This is a genomic window from Pseudovibrio exalbescens DSM 16456, from assembly GCF_000422785.1.
GTDB classification, from domain to species: domain Bacteria; phylum Pseudomonadota; class Alphaproteobacteria; order Rhizobiales; family Stappiaceae; genus Pseudovibrio; species Pseudovibrio exalbescens.
This window is the reverse complement of sequence record NZ_KE383918.1, coordinates 358,874-376,627: the sequence shown is the minus strand read 5'-3', so window position 1 is coordinate 376,627 and position 17,754 is coordinate 358,874. Positions and strand designations below refer to the sequence as shown.

17 protein-coding genes and 1 tRNA gene are annotated in these 17,754 nt (G+C 55.9%); 8 read left to right on the top strand and 10 right to left on the bottom strand.

Features of this window, described 5'->3' with window-relative positions; genetic code table 11:
- Nucleotides 1-36: 36 nt before the first annotated feature.
- Nucleotides 37-1,368, top strand: a complete 1,332-nt coding sequence (locus G512_RS0116415) for an MATE family efflux transporter (protein WP_028482660.1) — start codon at nt 37-39, stop codon at nt 1,366-1,368.
- 24 nt (nt 1,369-1,392) lie between these two features.
- On the opposite strand, the gene G512_RS0116410 is transcribed toward G512_RS0116415, so the two are convergent.
- The gene (locus G512_RS0116410; RefSeq protein ID WP_407636268.1) at nt 1,393-2,490 is read right to left on the bottom strand and encodes a quinone-dependent dihydroorotate dehydrogenase; all 1,098 of its coding nucleotides are present in this window, start codon (nt 2,488-2,490) and stop codon (nt 1,393-1,395) included.
- A gap of 2 nt (nt 2,491-2,492) precedes the next feature.
- Nucleotides 2,493-2,837: a DUF952 domain-containing protein gene (locus G512_RS0116405; protein WP_028482658.1), complete on the bottom strand. Its 345-nt coding sequence runs from the start codon at nt 2,835-2,837 to the stop codon at nt 2,493-2,495.
- Between the two features lie 166 nt (nt 2,838-3,003).
- Between G512_RS0116405 and G512_RS0116400 the strand changes: the two genes are divergently transcribed.
- From G512_RS0116400 to G512_RS0116390, 3 genes are read left to right on the top strand one after another with little or no spacing between them, the layout of a single operon-like run.
- Entirely contained in the window at nt 3,004-3,648 is a 645-nt protein-coding gene (locus G512_RS0116400) for a S24 family peptidase (RefSeq protein ID WP_028482657.1), read from the top strand.
- 25 nt (nt 3,649-3,673) lie between these two features.
- On the top strand, nt 3,674-4,525 hold the full coding sequence (locus G512_RS0116395) for a thermonuclease family protein (protein ID WP_028482656.1): 852 nt from the start codon (nt 3,674-3,676) through the stop codon (nt 4,523-4,525).
- A complete protein-coding gene (locus G512_RS0116390) occupies nt 4,522-5,709 on the top strand; it encodes a calcium:proton antiporter (RefSeq protein ID WP_028482655.1) in 1,188 nt (395 codons plus the stop codon). The genes G512_RS0116395 and G512_RS0116390 overlap by 4 nt, the downstream gene beginning before the upstream one ends.
- On the opposite strand, the gene G512_RS21505 is transcribed toward G512_RS0116390, so the two are convergent.
- Both G512_RS21505 and G512_RS0116380 read right to left on the bottom strand, forming a co-directional pair.
- Entirely contained in the window at nt 5,647-6,423 is a 777-nt protein-coding gene (locus tag G512_RS21505) for an SGNH/GDSL hydrolase family protein (protein WP_073833410.1), read from the bottom strand. The two genes, G512_RS0116390 and G512_RS21505, sit on opposite strands and share 63 nt — an antisense overlap.
- A gap of 36 nt (nt 6,424-6,459) precedes the next feature.
- Complete coding sequence (locus G512_RS0116380; protein ID WP_028482654.1) at nt 6,460-8,118, bottom strand: lysine--tRNA ligase; 1,659 nt, start codon at nt 8,116-8,118, stop codon at nt 6,460-6,462.
- Nucleotides 8,119-8,353: 235 nt separating this feature from the next.
- Between G512_RS0116380 and G512_RS0116375 the strand changes: the two genes are divergently transcribed.
- Complete coding sequence (locus G512_RS0116375; RefSeq protein ID WP_028482653.1) at nt 8,354-8,767, top strand: tellurite resistance TerB family protein; 414 nt, start codon at nt 8,354-8,356, stop codon at nt 8,765-8,767.
- 63 nt (nt 8,768-8,830) lie between these two features.
- Here the strand turns inward: G512_RS0116375 and G512_RS0116370 are convergent, their stop codons facing one another.
- From G512_RS0116370 to G512_RS0116350, 4 genes are all read right to left on the bottom strand, one after another.
- On the bottom strand, nt 8,831-9,853 hold the full coding sequence (locus tag G512_RS0116370; RefSeq protein ID WP_162143390.1) for a phosphotransferase family protein: 1,023 nt from the start codon (nt 9,851-9,853) through the stop codon (nt 8,831-8,833).
- 76 nt (nt 9,854-9,929) lie between these two features.
- Entirely contained in the window at nt 9,930-10,322 is a 393-nt protein-coding gene (gene apaG, locus G512_RS0116365) for a Co2+/Mg2+ efflux protein ApaG (RefSeq protein WP_028482651.1), read from the bottom strand.
- A 174-nt stretch (nt 10,323-10,496) separates the two neighbouring features.
- On the bottom strand, nt 10,497-11,114 hold the full coding sequence (locus tag G512_RS0116355; protein WP_028482650.1) for a CDP-alcohol phosphatidyltransferase family protein: 618 nt from the start codon (nt 11,112-11,114) through the stop codon (nt 10,497-10,499).
- Nucleotides 11,115-11,226: 112 nt separating this feature from the next.
- Nucleotides 11,227-12,024: an ion transporter gene (locus G512_RS0116350; protein WP_036489904.1), complete on the bottom strand. Its 798-nt coding sequence runs from the start codon at nt 12,022-12,024 to the stop codon at nt 11,227-11,229.
- A gap of 238 nt (nt 12,025-12,262) precedes the next feature.
- Here G512_RS0116350 and G512_RS0116340 point away from each other — a divergent pair.
- From G512_RS0116340 to G512_RS0116325, 3 genes are all read left to right on the top strand, one after another.
- Nucleotides 12,263-12,336, top strand: a tRNA-Gly gene (locus G512_RS0116340).
- A 134-nt stretch (nt 12,337-12,470) separates the two neighbouring features.
- Nucleotides 12,471-12,905: a DUF1810 domain-containing protein gene (locus tag G512_RS0116330; RefSeq protein ID WP_028482647.1), complete on the top strand. Its 435-nt coding sequence runs from the start codon at nt 12,471-12,473 to the stop codon at nt 12,903-12,905.
- A gap of 457 nt (nt 12,906-13,362) precedes the next feature.
- Entirely contained in the window at nt 13,363-14,097 is a 735-nt protein-coding gene (locus G512_RS0116325) for a fumarylacetoacetate hydrolase family protein (RefSeq protein ID WP_028482646.1), read from the top strand.
- An 84-nt stretch (nt 14,098-14,181) separates the two neighbouring features.
- Here G512_RS0116325 and G512_RS0116320 read toward each other — a convergent pair whose 3' ends face one another.
- Nucleotides 14,182-15,528: an HlyD family type I secretion periplasmic adaptor subunit gene (locus G512_RS0116320; protein ID WP_028482645.1), complete on the bottom strand. Its 1,347-nt coding sequence runs from the start codon at nt 15,526-15,528 to the stop codon at nt 14,182-14,184.
- A 42-nt stretch (nt 15,529-15,570) separates the two neighbouring features.
- Complete coding sequence (locus G512_RS21500) at nt 15,571-17,754, bottom strand: type I secretion system permease/ATPase (protein WP_051269482.1); 2,184 nt, start codon at nt 17,752-17,754, stop codon at nt 15,571-15,573.

The following is a 17,754-nucleotide window of genomic DNA, read 5'->3' as shown; positions in this document are numbered from 1 at the left end:
CATGCCCTTAACCCGCTCTGCAATGAAGAGACCCCCATGTCACAGTCCTTTGCGGTCACCAACCGCCTGTTTTTGTCCATTTCCATTCCCATGACGTTGGCGTACATCTCAACGCCGCTTTTGGGTCTCGTGGATACGGCAGTAATCGGTCAGATTGACAATGCGGCATTACTGGGCGGCCTTGCCGTAGGCTCAGTCATCTTTGACATCGTGTTTGTCACCTTCAACTTCCTGCGCTCTGGTACTACGGGGCTGGCGGCACAGGCCTTCGGCGCTGGCAACTCCACCGAAATCAAAGCTGTGCTGTTTCGGGCAGTCTTGCTCGGGCTGGCTTGCGGGATCGTTCTCTTTGCCATTCACCCTCCCATTCTCTCGGTCGGCCTTAATCTTCTTGGCGGATCGGAAGAAGTCCAGGCAGCCGCCAGCGCCTACTTCACGGTGCGCATTCTGGCGGCGCCACTTTCATTGGCGAACTACGCTATCCTTGGCTGGTTTCTGGGACTCGGCAAGGCAAAGACCGGTCTATTCATCCAGACCTTTCTCAATGGGGTCAACATTGTCTTGAGCGTCTGGTTCGTTCTCGGGCTGGATTGGGGGATCACGGGCGTGGCGGCGGCCACGGGCATCAGCGAGTTGCTTACGCTCTTGCTTGGCGCTGCTCTTGCTTACCGGCACATGACGGGAGATGCCTATCCAACCTGGCGTCAGGTGCTGGACAAGGACAAACTGATTGCCATGATGACCCTAAATCGCGACATCATGATCCGCTCGTTCACCCTGTTGTTTGCATTTGCATTCTTTACCGCACGCAGTGCAGATCAAGGCGACACCATCTTGGCAGCCAACGCAGTCTTGGAGAAATTCCTCCTGATCGCCGGTTACTTTCTGGATGGCAATGCCGTGGCCGCAGAACAGATCGCAGGTCGCGCGGTCGGGGCGCGTTATCGCCCCGCCTTTCGGCGCGCAGTCAGACTTTCATTGCTCTGGGGGTTTGGTCTGGGTGGTTTCGGGACACTGGTGTTTCTGGGTACCGGCACTTACATCGTCGACTTCATGACAGTCAACGACCAGGTGCGGCAAGTGGCGCGCGACTACATGCTTTGGGCTTCCCTTGGTCCGGTTGTGGGTACCCTCGCCTATCAAATGGACGGGGTTTTCATCGGAGCCACTTGGTCCAAAGACATGCGGAACATGATGCTGATCTCGCTCGCTGTCTTCCTTGCCAGTTACTATGCCTTGTTCCCGCAGCTTGGAAATCACGGGCTTTGGTTGGCGATGTTGATCTTTCTGAGCGCTCGCGGATTAAGTCTGCTGTACATGTGCCGCCTCAGGGAAGAACAGCAGTTTTGCCCCAAACCCGCCGAATGATGGCACCGGCGGGCTGGCATTTCTTTAATCAATCAAACTGAGGTCGGCCCATGCGTCTACATTGACGCCAACGGCCTCCTGAAGGTTGGAAAGTCCCTGCTTTTCTACCTGCTGAACAAGATAGGTATTGATGTCGCGGATCACATCCGGGCCATTGAATACCATTGATGTGTATAGTTGAAGCAGGTTGGCTCCTGCCGTGATCTTGGTCCAGGCTGCCGGCCCGCCATCAATTCCTCCCACACCAATGATGGGTAAGTTCGGCCCAACCAGCCGGCGCATTTTCGCAAGCGCAATTGTCGACTTTCGGAACAGAGGCTTGCCGGAGAGCCCACCGGCTTCAACCGCCTGTTTCGCATCCTTCAAGGCAGGACGGTCGACTGTCGTGTTGGAAACAACAAGGCCGTCAACCTCAAGCGCCATCACTTCCTCAGCGATGTCCTTGAGCTGATCATCACCCATATCGGGGGCAATCTTGAGCAAGACCGGAACACGACGCCCCAACTTCTCTGTCTCTTCATCGCGCGCAGCCAACGTTCGAACCAACAAGTCGGATAGCGCACCACGCGCCTGCAGGTCGCGCAGTCCCGGCGTGTTGGGTGAAGAGATGTTGACCGTGAAGTAGGAAGCAATATCGGCGAAGCGCCGCACCCCTGCTTCATAGTCTGAGGCCTTGTCTTGCGTTGCCTTATTGGCCCCAATGTTGATGCCAACCACCCCGCCTTTGCGGTGGCGACGCCTCAGCCGGTTATAAACCATTTCATGGCCATCATTGTTGAAGCCATATCGGTTGATGACAGCTTCATCCGCCGTCAGACGAAAATTGCGCGGTTTTGGGTTCCCTTCCTGCGGCTTTGGCGTCACCGTGCCGGCTTCCGCAAACCCAAATCCCATCTTCAAGAGCGCGTCCGGCACCTCGCCGTTCTTGTCAAAACCGGCCGCCATGCCCAGCGGGTTGGCAAAAAAAAGGTCGCCTAACTGATAAGAGAGGCGACCATCGGAAACAGGAAAACAGGGTATCGACAACCCGGTCTTGAGAAGCCGGATTGTGGCCTCGTGGGCGGCCTCCGGCTCCAACATGTGGAGAGACTTGAGGCCAATTTTGTTAGCGACGCGGATCAGGCTCATGACAACTCCTCTGGAAACTCATGTTGCCCGGCCACTAGAGGCAGAGGCTGAACCCACTCAACTGCGCTTAACGGCATTTTTGCATACAAATGCGGAAACAACGCCCCACCTCGGGAAGGTTCCCATTTCAATTCGGTTTCAGGCAGTTTGTCGGCATTCACGGCAACAAGCAGCAGGTCGTCCTGCCCTTGGAAATGCTTCGCCGCAGTTTCCGCGACCGTTTCTGCAGTGGAGAAATGGATGAAACCATCCGCCAGATCGATGGGCGCGCCAGAAAACACGCCAGCCTCTTCAGCTTTACGCCAAAGATCCCGATCGGCGATCTTGTAAATCAGAGACATTCAGGGGATTACCTTTTCAGTGGGGTGACAACCTCAACTGAAAGCAGTGTCATACGGTCCGTTGAGACGGAATGCAAGAGGTGGAGAGCAAAATGTGCGCATCAGGTCTTCCACTGCGTCACACTTCCACTGACAGAAACGGCAGAAATCCGGGAGTTCAATGCCCATGCTAACCCATAGCGGCCTCTGGTATGCGCTCGATGAGATCGCACGCCGCAATGATCTGACTCCCTCGGGCCTTGCGCGGTTGGCCGGGCTGGATTCGACGGCCTTGAACAAATCGAAACGGGTAACAAGCGAGGGCCGCCTTCGTTGGCCCTCAACCGAATCCGTGGCGAAGATCCTGCAGGTTACAGGAACCAGTCTGGAAATGTTCAGCGCACTGGCGGCAGATCATAGCCCACGCCCCAACCCATCAATCGTGACCGCCGCGCCCTTCATAACCCAGGTATTTTTGCAGGAGCAAGCCAGACAGGGTGGTCCCAAAGATATCCAAGAAATGGATCAATGGGATCACATCGCCTTTCCTGTGCCGCACGGGCAATTTGTTTATATTCTTGAAGTTTCTGGTAATACTCTGGAGCCATATTACAGTGATGGTGATTTGTTGGCCATTGCGCCCGAAGCACCGCTACGCCGCGGAGATCGGGTCCTGTTTGCCAGCCAGGATGGCCGGATCGGCGCGCGCAAATTGGTGCGTAAAACACTCGAATCCTATGAGTTTCGAGGTTTGATGCCCGGCGACAATCCCCTGATAATGGCGGAACAGGAACTGCTTTGGGTGCACCGCATCGTGTGGGTCAGCCAATAGCGCAAGCAAGCGAGGAGAAGGAGACATGAGATGGGCCTTTCCATTTGCGCTGAGCGTGTTTGGGATCGGTCTACTTGCTTGGCTTGCCTTGCTCGCGACCGATACGCCAGAGGAGCCCAAAGAACAGGCCGCCGTGGTCTACAAGCCTTCTCGCCTGCCTGAGCCTGAGCCAGCCGCCCCGTCGCCCCCGGCGACATCTGCTGTATCGGCTCCAATTGTTGATCCGGCCAGCATTCGCGCGATTACCGGCAATGGCATAAGCCCGCCACCGCCCGTAACCGGCCCGTTGAAACGCATAGAACCCGCAGAAAAGAAGGTCGAAAAGCAGGAAGTTCCAGAAGAACTAACGGTTTTCCGCCCACTGGTTGAAGACGGGGCAACGTTCTTGTTCAAACGACAACGCTACCGGCTCCGCCATGTCTCCCCGCTGCCAGTAAATGAGACCTGTGAGAGTTGGCTTGGAGGGCGTTGGCCGTGCGGTATGCGCGCCCGAACGGCGTTGCGGGCTTTTGTCTTGCAAAAGGCTATCACCTGTACGCAGATTGAATCGCAAGACAGCGGCCCAAGCTTGGCTACCTGCCATCGAGGCCCTATCGATGTTGCCGACTGGATCCTTGAGAACGGCTGGGCCCACCCTACAGAAGACGCACCACTTGCCCTGAAGACCAAAGCCAAGGCGGCCAAGGAAACCCGCAAGGGCATTTGGCAGACTGATCGCAAACCTCTTGCAACCATCGAAACCGAACTACAACCTTCTGTCACACAGGACATCAGTTCGCCACGAGACGATGCAATTTTGATTGAAACATCGCCTCCCACCGTGTGGCGCCAAGGCGATGAGACCGCACTGCCCTCCGAAACCCTTGAAATGGAATGAGTTTGCCAAAATCCTTCATCACTAAAATCAGCAAGGAACGGAATTTTCTTGTTGGCGCACTGACTGCTATTGTTTTCTATGGTTTCTCCGAGCAGTTATTGGGCGCTCAAGCCTCGATTCCCGTCTTGATACTCAGCTTTGTCTGGATTTTCGGCGCAATGCTGTATGGCGCATTTGGCGTGGTCCGGCATGCGGAGTGTCTGGCAGTGCGGTTGGGGGAACCCTACGGCACCTTGATCCTGACACTGTCCGTGATCGGCATCGAGGTCTCCTTGATCATCTCCATCATGCTGACGGGTAATGCCAACCCCACTCTGGCCCGTGACACGATGCTGGCCGTTCTCAACATCGTCCTCAATGGACTGGTGGGCCTCTCGCTGTTGCTGGGGGGCTTGCGTCATGGTGAACAGCCCTTCAACACCCAAGGCGCGCGTGCGTACCTTGCGGTTCTGATCCCGCTTGCCACGTTCTCGCTAATCCTGCCCGTATACACAACGTCCACTAGCGACCCCTCCCTCTCACCCGTGCAGCAAGTGATTTTTGCCGTCATCATCATTCTGCTTTACGCCGTCTTTCTTGCGATACAGAGCAAACGGCACAGGTCCTTCTTTCAACAACCGCTATCGGATACGCCGGGTATCGCCCTGCCCTTCTTGCTTGAAGATTCACTGAACAATGAAAGCCCACATACAGCCGTTTCAACCCACGACGAACACGGAGACCTTGAGGTCCACAGCACCAGCTTTCATGCCGTTTTCCTGTTATTGACGATGCTGCCCATTGTGCTTTTATCCAAGAAACTGGCGGTGCTGGTTGATTTGGGAATAGCGCAGCTTTCCCTACCTTTGGCTCTCGGCGGGGTGCTTGTTGCGCTGCTGGTCTTGACCCCGGAGGGATTGAGCAGCTTGAAGGCCGCCTTGAACAACAAGGTGCAGCGCTCCATCAACATCTGCCTGGGCTCGGCTTTGGCAACGATTGGCCTGACCGTTCCTACTGTCTTGTTGATCTCTGATTATCTGGGCATGCACATCATTCTGGGTCTCAAGCCGACGGACATGGTCCTTTTGATCCTGACCATGGCCCTCAGCCTGAACACCTTCAGTGGCACTCGAACCAACATGCTACAGGGCGCGGTTCATCTCGTCCTGTTCATCGTCTACTTCGTTCTGATTTTCCAACCGTAGCACAGAGGGGGCCAAGGCCTCCTCCACCACGTGCTCCGCCCAATCCTTGTTTCCTCGGATCGACGCGTGAACCCCGTCTTCGCAAAAGTGCACCCGCCCGATGTCCGGCATGCTGGTGACCCACTGACCACCGCGCTCTTCACACAACGTCTTGCCAATCTTGTTGATGACAGGTTGGCGCAGGCCCAGCACAAAGGCCAGACCCGGTGTCAGTGCGGGCACGCCGCTTGGTGCCATCAAGCACGACCAGAACACCTTGGCCCCCGGATACTTGGCCTTGAGCGCGTAAAGCAGCTCGCCAAATCCCTTTTTCCATTTTGGACCGGAGTGGAAGTTCTTGAGATCGTTGAAACCGACACTGATGTAGATATGGGTGAAGTCCTGAGATGGCAGATTTGGCACCACCACCTCACGTAGTTGATTGGATGTGGCGCTGTTGAATCCAGCCGCCCGCCATTCAACGGTGCGACCGGTCCGCCCCGCCAGCATGGACGCCAACTGGTAGGCCAACCCGTTTTCCAGCGAGCCAATCCCGACACCGGCAACGGATGAATCGCCGATGACCAACAGGCGTACTGGCGTACCGCCCCCTTCAAACCGGCCTTGATAGGGACCCGTGCCAGGTCTCAGACGTGGTGTCCTCAACCGGGTACGGATGCCTTCAACTGCATAGAGCGGGAACAGTGCCCAGGATAACAAACTTGTTAGACTCATAAAAAAGGCCCCCTCGTTCCGGAGGGGGCCAATTCATCACGCAGCGAGCTCTCCTGCAAGTGCTTTTGCAATCAGAGCTCGTGTTTCATCAATACCATAAAGTGCCACGAACGAGCCAAATCGTGGCCCACGTTCCTGCCCCAGAAGTACCTGATAAATCGCGGAAAAGAAGTTCTGCGCTACGCCGGGACGGCCGTCGGGACCGGGCTTGGCGGTGTTTTGGTAGCGCTCGATATTGCGACCAATGTCGTAAATTGCATTCTGGATATCCGCGCCATCCGTGTCCTTGGGCAGCTCAGCCAAGACAGCATCCAGCTTCTTGAGCATGTCGGTCTCAACCTCGTCCGGTGCCTTGAACTGCTTGTATGGCTTCACGAAGTCATCGTAGTAGCGGATCGCGTAGCCAACCATCTGGTTCAGGATGGGATGGTTTGCCGGGCTGGTACCGGGGGCATAACGGGAAATGAAGGCCCACAACACCTCCTCGTTTTCCGCATTGGAGGCGGACACGAGGTTCATCAGCATGGCAAACGAGATCGGCACGTCTTCCTTCGGCGGCTGACCGGAATGCACATGCCAGACCGGGTTCATGAGCTTCTGGTCCGCTGTCATGGATGGGTACTTGTTCAAGAACGTGCAGTACTCATCGACGGCCTTCGGTATGACATCGAAATACAGCTTCTTGGCTGTTTTGGGCTTCTGGAAGTTAAACAGGGCCAGGCTTTCATTGGAAGCGTAGGTGAGCCACTCTTCCATTGTCAGTCCGTTGCCCTTGGACTTGGAAATCTTCTGACCGTTCTCATCAAGGAACAATTCGTAGTTGAAGCCTTCTGGCGCTGGCTTGCCGAGAGCACGGCAGATCTTGGAGGACAGGTTGACGCTGTCGATCAAGTCCTTGCCAGCCATTTCATAATCAACGCCCAGCGCATACCACCGCAGCGCCCAGTCTGCTTTCCACTGGCACTTCACATTGCCACCCGTAACGGGCAGTTCAACACGCTCTTGTGTTTCCGGGTCGATGTAAGTCACCGTTCCCTTCTCCACATTGCGGTCCACCATCGGCACCTGCAGCACGAGGCCGGTACGCGGGCACACAGGCAGGAATGGAGAGTATGTTGCCTGACGCTCTTCGCCGAGCGTCGGCAGAATGATCTTCATCACGTCATCATAGACTTCCAGCATGCGCAGCAGTGCAGCATCGAACTTGCCGGAAGTGTAGTATTCCGTGGAAGATGCAAACTCATATTCAAAGCCGAAGCGGTCCAAAAACGCCATGAGCTTGGCATTGTTGGACTGGGCAAAGCCTTCATACTCGCCAAACGGATCGGGAACGCGCGTGAGCGGCTTGCCCAGATTGGCGGTCATCAATTCCTGATTGGGGACATTGGACGGCACCTTGCGGAAACCATCCATGTCGTCGGAAAAGCACAGCAGCTTGGTTTCAATCTTGTCTTCCGTCAACAAGCGGAACGCCGTGCGCACCATGGTAGTGCGGGCCACTTCGCCGAATGTCCCCATGTGCGGCAGACCAGAAGGACCATAGCCCGTCTCAAACAAGACGGGCCCGGGTTTCTTCTGTTTTTCAATGCGTTTGACCAGTTTGCGCGCTTCTTCGAACGGCCAGGCTTTGGAAACCTGCGCGGCCTCGATAAATTCGGGACTGAGATCGAGTTGCGGCAAACGTTGATCGGTCATGGCTTTGAACCATCCAGCTTTCTGTGTTTGATTGGAAAAATCTTGGCCTGTCTGACTGCGCCGTCACGACAGGCTGCCGGAACTTAAGTAAAACCGGGTTGCGCGTCAATGTCTGCTCTCAGACAATGGCGCTCCTCTCTTGCATCCCTAGGGTTTTACCCCTAATTCTGGGTGGACTGACAGTTCAAGTGCTGCGCCTGAAACGCCTTACCCTTCCATTGGTTATGAGAGAAACATGAGTAAGCTATTAAGTGTACAAGAAGCCCTGGTTCATATCATGGTGATGACAGCCGCTGCTGACAGCAGCATGACCGATTCCGAATTGCGGACGATCGGCGAAGTTGTTCAGTTCCTGCCAGTATTCCGGGGGTTTGATGAGGGCGAGTTGGTCCGTATCAGCGGTGAATGTGCAGAGCGGATGAGCGACGAGAACGGTCTCATCAACACGCTTGATCTGATTGCCCAGTCTTTGCCTCGCAAACTTTACGACACCGGCTATGCCGTTGCAGTAGAAGTAGCCGCTGCAGATCTGGACCTGCGTCAGGAAGAGTTGCGGATGCTGCAGATGTTCCGCGACCGCTTTGATCTGGACAAACTCACCGTTGCCGCTATCGAGCGCGGCGCACAGGCACGTTATCGTACCGAGTGATCCGACTGGCGCCTTTCATCCAGCGACAACATGAGCGGCGATCGCGCCGCTCCCTCTTTGCGGTCACACCGCGTGGCCCACTTTCAGATCTTCACTGTGCAGAAGAGCTTTCAAGGCTTCTCGCATTTGCTGCGAGCCAGGGAACGGCCTTGTTTCCAGACCTTGCGCCTCCCGCGCCTGCTCGAACGCAATTATTTTTGGCAGCCACAACAACTCACAGACGGCCAGCATGGCACGGTCAATTTGACCGCCCGCCGTTTGGTAGGCTCGTAAAAACGCCTCATAGGCCGCGTGATCCGGCCTGTAGTTGCCATCCGCATCCAACTTGGCCCAATACTTCACCTTGACGAGATCGACCTCGGGCGGTGCGATTGTCGCGTTATCCCAATCGATAACCTTCAAGCCAGCCCCCTCTTCCAGCCAGTTCAAAGGATGGTAGTCATTGTGCGCCAGAGTGAACCGGCTCGTTTGCGGCCCTATCTGTTTGATCCGGTTTTCAACCGCCTCAACTTCGGCCTCAACTCCACGCAAATGCTTGAGCTGGACAATTTGAGTGGATAGCCACTGTGCAGCTGGCTGCCACGCTTCGTCCAGCCGACGCTTGAAACTGGAAAAGCGCGGCGCGTGCAACTCGTGAAGTACCGCGCCAGCCTTGTCGTAGAGAGCAGCATCGCGAATGGAGGTATGGGTGACCCACTCACTCACCGTGAAAACGTGAGGCGCCACCATTCGCGAGAAGTCATAGAAAACCAGCTTGGGCTGATGAACGAACGGCTCTCCACGCCCAACCGGCAGTGAGGTCAGCCGTGCTACACATCGGTCCAGCTCCTGATCCAGAACGGCTGTTTCCAGTGTGGTGCGGTTCAAAAGAGCAGCGGCCAATGGCTCCTTGGGAAAGGTTTTCTCGTAGGCAAAAAGGTCATCACTGCGGCGCACACGAATGCAAAAATGACGCCCTCGCCATGCCAGCCTGTATACGTCGTTGATCGCCCCGCGAAACGCCGGCGGCTCATCACCCGCCAAGTGTGTATAGACGGCTTCGACCACCGCTTTGTCTGCGTGCATCACAGTTCTGATTTGCCCCATGTTATGTATCCATGCCATCGAAAGGGTTGATGACATTCTTATCGTGCGTCGGTCGTACCGCCCGCCCTTGGCTTCGCTAATTCAGCGTGCGCTGCTGGTCTGGCATATCCAGAGAAAAGGCCGGTATCTCCACCTCGAAGCGCTCACCTGAAAGCGTTTCCATTTGATAGTCACCGGACATTATGCCGGAGGGCGTCCCCAATGGGCATCCGGAGGTATACTGGAAGCATTCGCCCGGTTCGATCACAGGTTCTTCACCCACGACACCCGCGCCGCGGATCTCCTGCATGTACCCGGTTGCATCAATAATCTTCCAATGGCGTGCCCGCAAGCAGACGGTTTTCGTGCCAAGATTTTCGATATCCACGCGGTAGGCCCAGAAATACTGGTCCTCCTCCGGCCGAGACTCCTCGGAGAGATAGTAGGGCTCGACGGTAACCTGAATGTCTCGGGTGACGGAGCGATACATCTCGTTTCCTTTTCGCATGACCGTTCTCAGGGTCAGGGTGTAAGGCATTTTACTTCAACGCGCCAGCCGGTCACAAGACTGGAAACCTCAAGGAAGCGCTGCACCTTGTCCAGACCAATTTTCCGGAAGGAACCGCTGAAAGAAACTCGGGAGCGACCCGCCATTCTGCCAACTTCACGGCTGCTTGTTTTCAAGAAGCGCCTTTACCATGAAAATTCGCGCGGCTGCCGATATGAAGCAGATTATGGCAAAGCCCCAGGCCAGATAAACGAAAGCCCCCGGAAACAGGCAGAACGCGATGAATACCGCAATTGTCTCCGTCCCCTCAGCCAGCCCGCCAAGATAATAGAAGGACTTGATACCCTGCGCCTGCGTGTTCATGCCCTGCTTGGCGGCCAATGTTGCAAAAGCAAGAAAGGTAGCTCCGTTCAAGTAAAAACTGAGCAATAAAACGGCGCCCGCCACGGCATTGCCGGCAGGGTCATACACCACAAAAGCGAAGGGCACTGCGCCGTAAAAGATGAAATCGAACACGATATCAAGAAACCCGCCAAGATCGGTCTTTTCCGTCGCGCGGGCGACGGCCCCATCGAGCCCGTCTGCCAACCGATTGGCGAGTATAGCCACCAGAGCCAGTTCGAACAGCCCCACACCGATGCAAAGAGCTGCACAAGCACCGAACAGCAAGCCAACCACGGATACAGTGTTTGCGGAAATGCCAAGATCCGCCAAAGCCTGCCCGGCGCGGTTCAGCGGTGGATCAATATAGCGCCGCGCCGTTGCATCCAGCATGGTTGTCTCCCGTTAACTCCAGCCCATTTCCTAGGGACATTCCTGGGAAAAGGCTAGGGTGACCGCGTGCAAATTCAATCAAGTCTGGTTGAAGTGAAACCGACTATCTTGTTCATGTCTTTTCGGAGGTTTGTTTGCGCAGTTCCGCAACTTCCTTACGCAGCGCCCGAACTTCCGACAAAACGAGTTCGGTTTCGGTATGGATCATCTGGCGGTCTTTTTCCGCAGTCTGTTCATGCTCCTGCTGCATGGCCGATACCATGATACCGATAAACAGGTTCAATACCGTAAAGGCCGTACACAGGATGAACGGCAGGAAGAACAACCAGGCACTGGGGAACTCTTCCATGACCGGGCGCACAATGCCCATGCTCCAGCTCTCCAGCGTCATGACCTGGAACAGCGTGTAGGCCGAAGCAGCAATAGATCCGAACCACTCAGGAAACACTGCGCCATACAACTTGGTCGCCATGACCGAAAACACATAGAACACGAGGGCCATCAAAAGCACGACGGATCCCATGCCCGGCAGGGCAGCCATCAGTCCGCCGATCACCTTGCGCAACGATGGCACAACGGAGATGAGGCGCAACACACGCAAAATTCGAAGGGCACGCAGTACGCTGGCGGGACCCGTGGCCGGCACCAGGGCGATACCAATAATCACCGTATCAAACAGGTTCCACGCACCGGTAAAAAAGCGTGGTCCGTAGGCATAGATGCGGGTGACGAGCTCGACAACAAAAACCGAGAGAATGAGACGGTCTACCGTGATCAGGAAGCCTCCCGCGGCGGCCATGGCGGTTTGGCTGGTTTCCAGCCCCAATGTGACTGCATTGATCACGATCAGCGTCACAATCGTGTATTCCCAACGCTTGCTTTCTATGAGTGCTCTGAGCCTCGCCCGCATTACTTTCAACCTGTTCCAGATGACCTCGCAGGTAACCTATGAATTAACACGGACATATCAAGACGGGAACAGCGCAGAAAACCGCCTTACCACCGGCTTTTTTGTGACGACATCCATCCGTATTTTCAAATGCGTGGCAGGAGGTTGCATGACATTCTACCGGCGACGGCTTATCCACTTCATTGACATTTGGTGCCTTGACAGAAACCCGCAGCTGGCAGATATAAAGCGGCGTAATGCGGGTGTAGCTCAATGGTAGAGCAGAAGCTTCCCAAGCTTAAGACGAGGGTTCGATTCCCTTCACCCGCTCCAATTCTCCCCTATCCTTCCTTTTTGTTTAGTGCTCACCCAACTGGGTGGCTTGCCGTTCAACGTCTATCTTGAAAGACTTGCGTTGATTAGCTGGCCTGTCAGTCAGCTTGTTCAGATCCAGCCAAGGAGATAGCATGAGCACTGATAAGACTGACCTTGCTCGTTTTGTGGAGGCACAGGACAAGGTGTGGGGTAACGTGTGCCAAGAGCTGCAAGCTGGCACCAAAACGACACACTGGATGTGGTTCATATTCCCCCAATTGCGGGCCTTGGGCCGCTCAGGAACAGCACATTTCTATGGATTGGCAGGCGGCGGCGAAGCAAAGGCCTATCTGGCACATCCGGTGCTGGGACCAAGGCTGCGTGATGGTCACGAGCTTATGCTTACGCACAGGGACAAATCGGCTGTTTCCATTCTGGGGTCTGTCGATGCACTGAAATTGCGGTCATGCGCGACGCTGTTTTATCGGGTCAGCGGGGAAGCCCATCCCTTCATGCAGGTATTGGAACAATTCTACGAGGGTCAGGAGTGCCCACAGACGCTGGCGCTGCTTGAGACTGAAACCTGATGCATGGTTTGACTGAAGCATCAGGCGGCCCGGCCTCTCCCCTTGCCGGACCGCCTGTTTGAAAAGGACAGACAGGTTCTGGTTCTTCTCTGTCTGTGTTCCCCTCGGCTTGAAACCTTCGCTGTGACGCTGGTGCTGGCGTCATCTGACTTCTGCGACACGAAATCAACTTCGTAATATCATTAGTCATAATCACCGATACACGGTATCGTCTAGCCCCAAATTTTCAATGGGACGTAATTTTATTGCGCATTCCAGCAATACTCACAGGAATCCACGCCTGCCCCAAAGGCAGGTTCTACTACCAAAGTTGCACCCACTCACCTGACGTCGGCATTGTGGCGCTTGGCTGGGCTGGTTTACACGATGAGGTCTCTTACAGATGTGCCCGATTGCCAGTTCGTGTAACCATCGCGTAGAATTTCAATCGGTTTAGATACCATTCAGGAGATCCACCATGCTTGCCTTGTCAAAAGCCCTTCTGGCTGCCCGCTCAACCGGTGCTGCATTGTCTGTTGCCGACTATGACGAGTTGATGCCAAGCCGGGCCGACGCCTTCAAAGTGCAGGAAGAACTTGCTGAAACTCAAGGCCCCATCGGTGGCTGGAAAGTGGCGGTGGATCCTCAGGGCCACGCGCTATACGCTCCCATGTACGCTGCGGACATCCGAGAGAACGGGGCTCGTTTTTTTGAGAAGGATGGCAAACCGTTGGGCGTGGAATGCGAACTGGCCTTCAGGCTTGCCAAGGATCTGCCAGAGGTACCGGCAACCGAGGCCGAACTCATGGACGCAATTGAAGGTCTTTACGCCGTGATCGAGTTCATTGGCGGTCGCATTGAAGATTTGGACAAGGCGCCCGTAGATTTGAAACTCGCCGACAACCTGGCCAACGCGGGATTTGTTGTCGGACAAAAGATCGCTGAGTGGGACCTCAACAACCTGACGGATGTTGATCTCAAGCTCATCATCAATGAAGGCACAGTCATCGACACACGCGTAACCAACGTGCTGGGTGCTCCTGTCGACTTGCTCAAAGGGGCTGTTCGCGCTGCCGGTAATCACTGCGGCGGGTTCAAGGCCGGTCAGTATGTGACCACCGGGTCGTTGTCTGGCTGTACTTTTTACCCAGCCGGCACATCCATTCGCGTTGAATATCCTGCGTTTGATGCCAGCGTAAGCGCAGTCATCTAGTTTCTTGCGCAACTACAACAATCAATAGACCCGCCGGGTTCCGGCGGGTCTTTCTCGTTTGGTGACACAGGCTCGTTGAAACCCTCAGTTTTCCTTGAAGGCGCGAGACATGCTGTCCCGCAGAGGCCGTGTCAGATAGTCGAAGAATGTCCGTTCTTTCGTCTTGATATGCACTTCCGCGGGCATGCCGGGCAACGGAGTGAAGTCGGCTAGTTCCTCGCGGAGTCCTTCCAGATGCGTCCGGTCCAGCTTGACACGGGCAAGATAGACATCCCCGGCTTGGCCCACTTCATCGGTTGGCTGCGAATCCGGTGAGACAAAGGTTACCCAGCCGCTCATGGTGGGTGTCGTGCGCTGGTTCAATGCGGTCAGACGAATGGCAGCTTCCTGCCCGACCCGAACAGTATCGATATCCTGCGGGCGGATGCGGACCTCCAGCAACATTTCACTGTCCATGGGTACGATCTCAACGATGTCCCGCCCGCTCTCAATCACGCCGCCGGAGGTGTGGTAGTGCAGATCGCCGATGATGCCTCGGGTAGGCGCTACGATGTTCACCCGATTGAGAACGTCCTTTGCGGCGTTGATTTGCTCTTGGACATCATCAATCTGGGCCTCAATATCTTGCAACTGAACTGCCGCTTTTTGTCGGTTGATGGATTTGGCGCGCAGGATTTCCTCACGGGTGCGGGCGATGCGCTCGTTGATATCACCTACCTCACCAACCAGACGCCCGATATCACCGTTGAGATTGGCCTTGGCGCGTTGAATGGCCAGCATTTCAGGCAAGCGGATCAGGTTCTTTTCCAAAAGTTGGCGCTTTGAGCTCAACTCGGCATCAAGAAACTCAAGTTGCGTTTCCGCGGCCACTTGTTGGGCTTCATTGCCCTGAATGCGTTGATGCAGACTGTCGATGCTATGCTGGAGGATCGCTATTTCACTCTTGAGCTGGCCCATGTCCACCTCAAAGGCGGCCCGCTGACTTTCGATGATGTCAGCCACATCCGGGTCCGATGCCCTTTCCAGCAAGGACTGAGAGAACTCAATGGTGTCACTGCCGGCTATCATGGCATTCAAGCGGGCTTCAATCGCCTCAAATCGGCTTAGCCGCAGCTCAAGGCGGCGCAAGTTGGCCAGCGGCGCCGTTCTGTCCAGACGAATGAGCGTGTCGCCTTTCTGGACAACATCGCCTTCATTCACGAGGATCTCCTGAATGATCCCGCCTTCAAGGTGCTGCACGACCTTGTTCTGGCCTGTCACCACGAAGTTGCCCTTGGCAATCACCGCTCCGGCAATGGGTGCCGCAGCTCCCCAAAAACCAAAGCCCGCGACCAACAGGATCAACAGGCCGAAGCCGAATATCGCATATCCCTTGATGCTGTGGGGCACATCGTGATGCCATTGTTGCAAGTCTGCTGGGACGCGGCTCATGTCTTGCTCCTCACTCCAAAGGTGTTCCTCAGGGTTTCAGGCTCAGGCTCTTGGTGGTTCCAGAGACCCGTCCGGCCCGCTATCTTCATCGGATATGTTGCGTGCCCGCTGCTTTGCGGCCGACAATTGCTCCGTGACCTGATCCCGCGGGCCATAGAGCTGCACACTGCCGTTCTTCAGCACCATGATCTGATCAACACTGCGCAGCAGCGATGGCCGCTGGGTGATCACCACAACCGAAATGCCCTCCTGTTTGGCGCGCGCCATGGCACGGGCCAAAGCCTGTTCACCCATGGGGTCCAGATTGGAGTTCGGCTCGTCCAACACCATCAGACGCGGACTGCCATAAAAGGCTCGGGCCAGACCAATCCGCTGTTTCTGTCCGCCAGACAGCGGCGCCCCATCCATGGAGATCAGGGTTTCGTAGCCCTGATGGAACCCGGAGATCATCTCGTGAATGTCCGCAAGTTCCGCCGCTCGAAATATCTCCGCGTCGGTTGCGTCAGGGCGCATGCGAGCAATGTTTGCCTTGATCGTTGCCGGGAACAGCTGGACGTCTTGCGGCAGATACCCGATGCATTCACCCAACTGACGGGGATCCCAGTTGCGCAGATCCATGCGGTCCAGCCGAATGTTTCCGGCGGTCGGGGTAATCGACCCCACCAACATCTTGGCCAGTGTGGACTTGCCCGCACCGGAGTTGCCGATGATTGCAAGGCTCTCACCCGGCTCCAGCGAGAAGGATATGCCGTTCAGGATCACCTTCTTGCTTGGCTTGGGCACAAACAACATGCGCTCCACATCAAGCTTGCCTTTGGGTTCAGGCAAACGCAGACGGTCGATGTTCAGCGGCGATCCGTTCAACAGATTGCGTATGCGAGCGTAAGCCGACCGGGCCTGGATCATGTTCTTCCAGCCCTCGATCACACCCTCGATCGGTGCCAGCGCGCGGGAGGCGATGATGGACGCGGCAATGACCATACCGCCGGTGACCTGGCTCTCGAGTGCCAGATAGGCGCCCCACCCCAACATCGTGATCTGGGTGCTCAGGCGGACCATCTTCGAGATCCCGGCCATTACGACGTTTCGATCCTGTCCGCTCACCTGGGCCTTCAAAGACTCGGCCGTATCCTTGCCCCACATCATCACGCTTTCCGGAACCATGCCCATGGCGTTGATGACCTGCGAGTTGCGGGCCATGGCATCCGCCTGCATGTTGGCGCGGGTGGCGTAGGCATTGGCTCGGCTAAATGGCACAGCAGTCAGCCGCTGGTTGATCATGGCAACCACAAACAACAGTCCGATGGCACCGCAAACCACCATGCCCAATTGCGGGTGGATCATGAACACGGCAAGAACAAAGATGGGGGCGATCGGCGCATCGAATATGGTCAGCAGCGTGGAGCCGGTGATGAAGTTCCGGATCATCTGCAAGTCGCCCAGCGCCTGAAATTCCCTGTTGGACCCATCCAGCGACGCTTTGGCAGCTGCATTCATGACCGGGCCACCCAGACGCGTTTCAAGATGAACCGCCGTGCGCATCAAAATGAAACGCCGCATCATGTCGAGAAGAACATGGAAGGCCAGCGCCCCCAGCACGATGATCGTCAACATCAAAAGCGTGTCGGTACTGCGTGAAGTCAAAACTCGGTCGGAGATCTGAAACAGATAGATCGGGATGGAAAGAACGAGAATATTCACAAACAGGGAGAAGACGAACACGATCATCAGGTTCTTGCGGCAAACTGCGAGCCCTTCTGCCATGATCTGGCGGAAGTTTGGAGAACCGCCTTTAACCTGAAGGGGCGAGCCATTTCCGCCGCCGCCACCGCCCCCGCCGGAACCGCCATCTGTAGGGGGCGTTCCTCCGCCTCCTTGAGAGGGTTGGCGGGCATCCGACGCGGTCTTGTCGACGTTTGTGGTTGAGCCTTTTCCCGCTGTGCCGCCGTCCCGTGCTGTCTCGTTTCCCTTGGCGGTCTCATCGCGTCGCAAATGAGTTGGACGCGGAGGACCAAACGCTTCTGGCGGCCCGATCGGTGTTTCCTGCCGGGTTTCAAGTGGCGTGCTGTCGGCTTGTTGTGGGGTGCTACGAGCCTGAGGTGTGCGCATTCTGTAGGGATGATGATCCCACAGGTAAATCAGCTTTCCGCGCACAGTGTCATTGGGCAGATGCAAACCTTTCCGGTTTCCGGCATCTGCAGCCTCATTCTTCTTATTTAAAGCCAT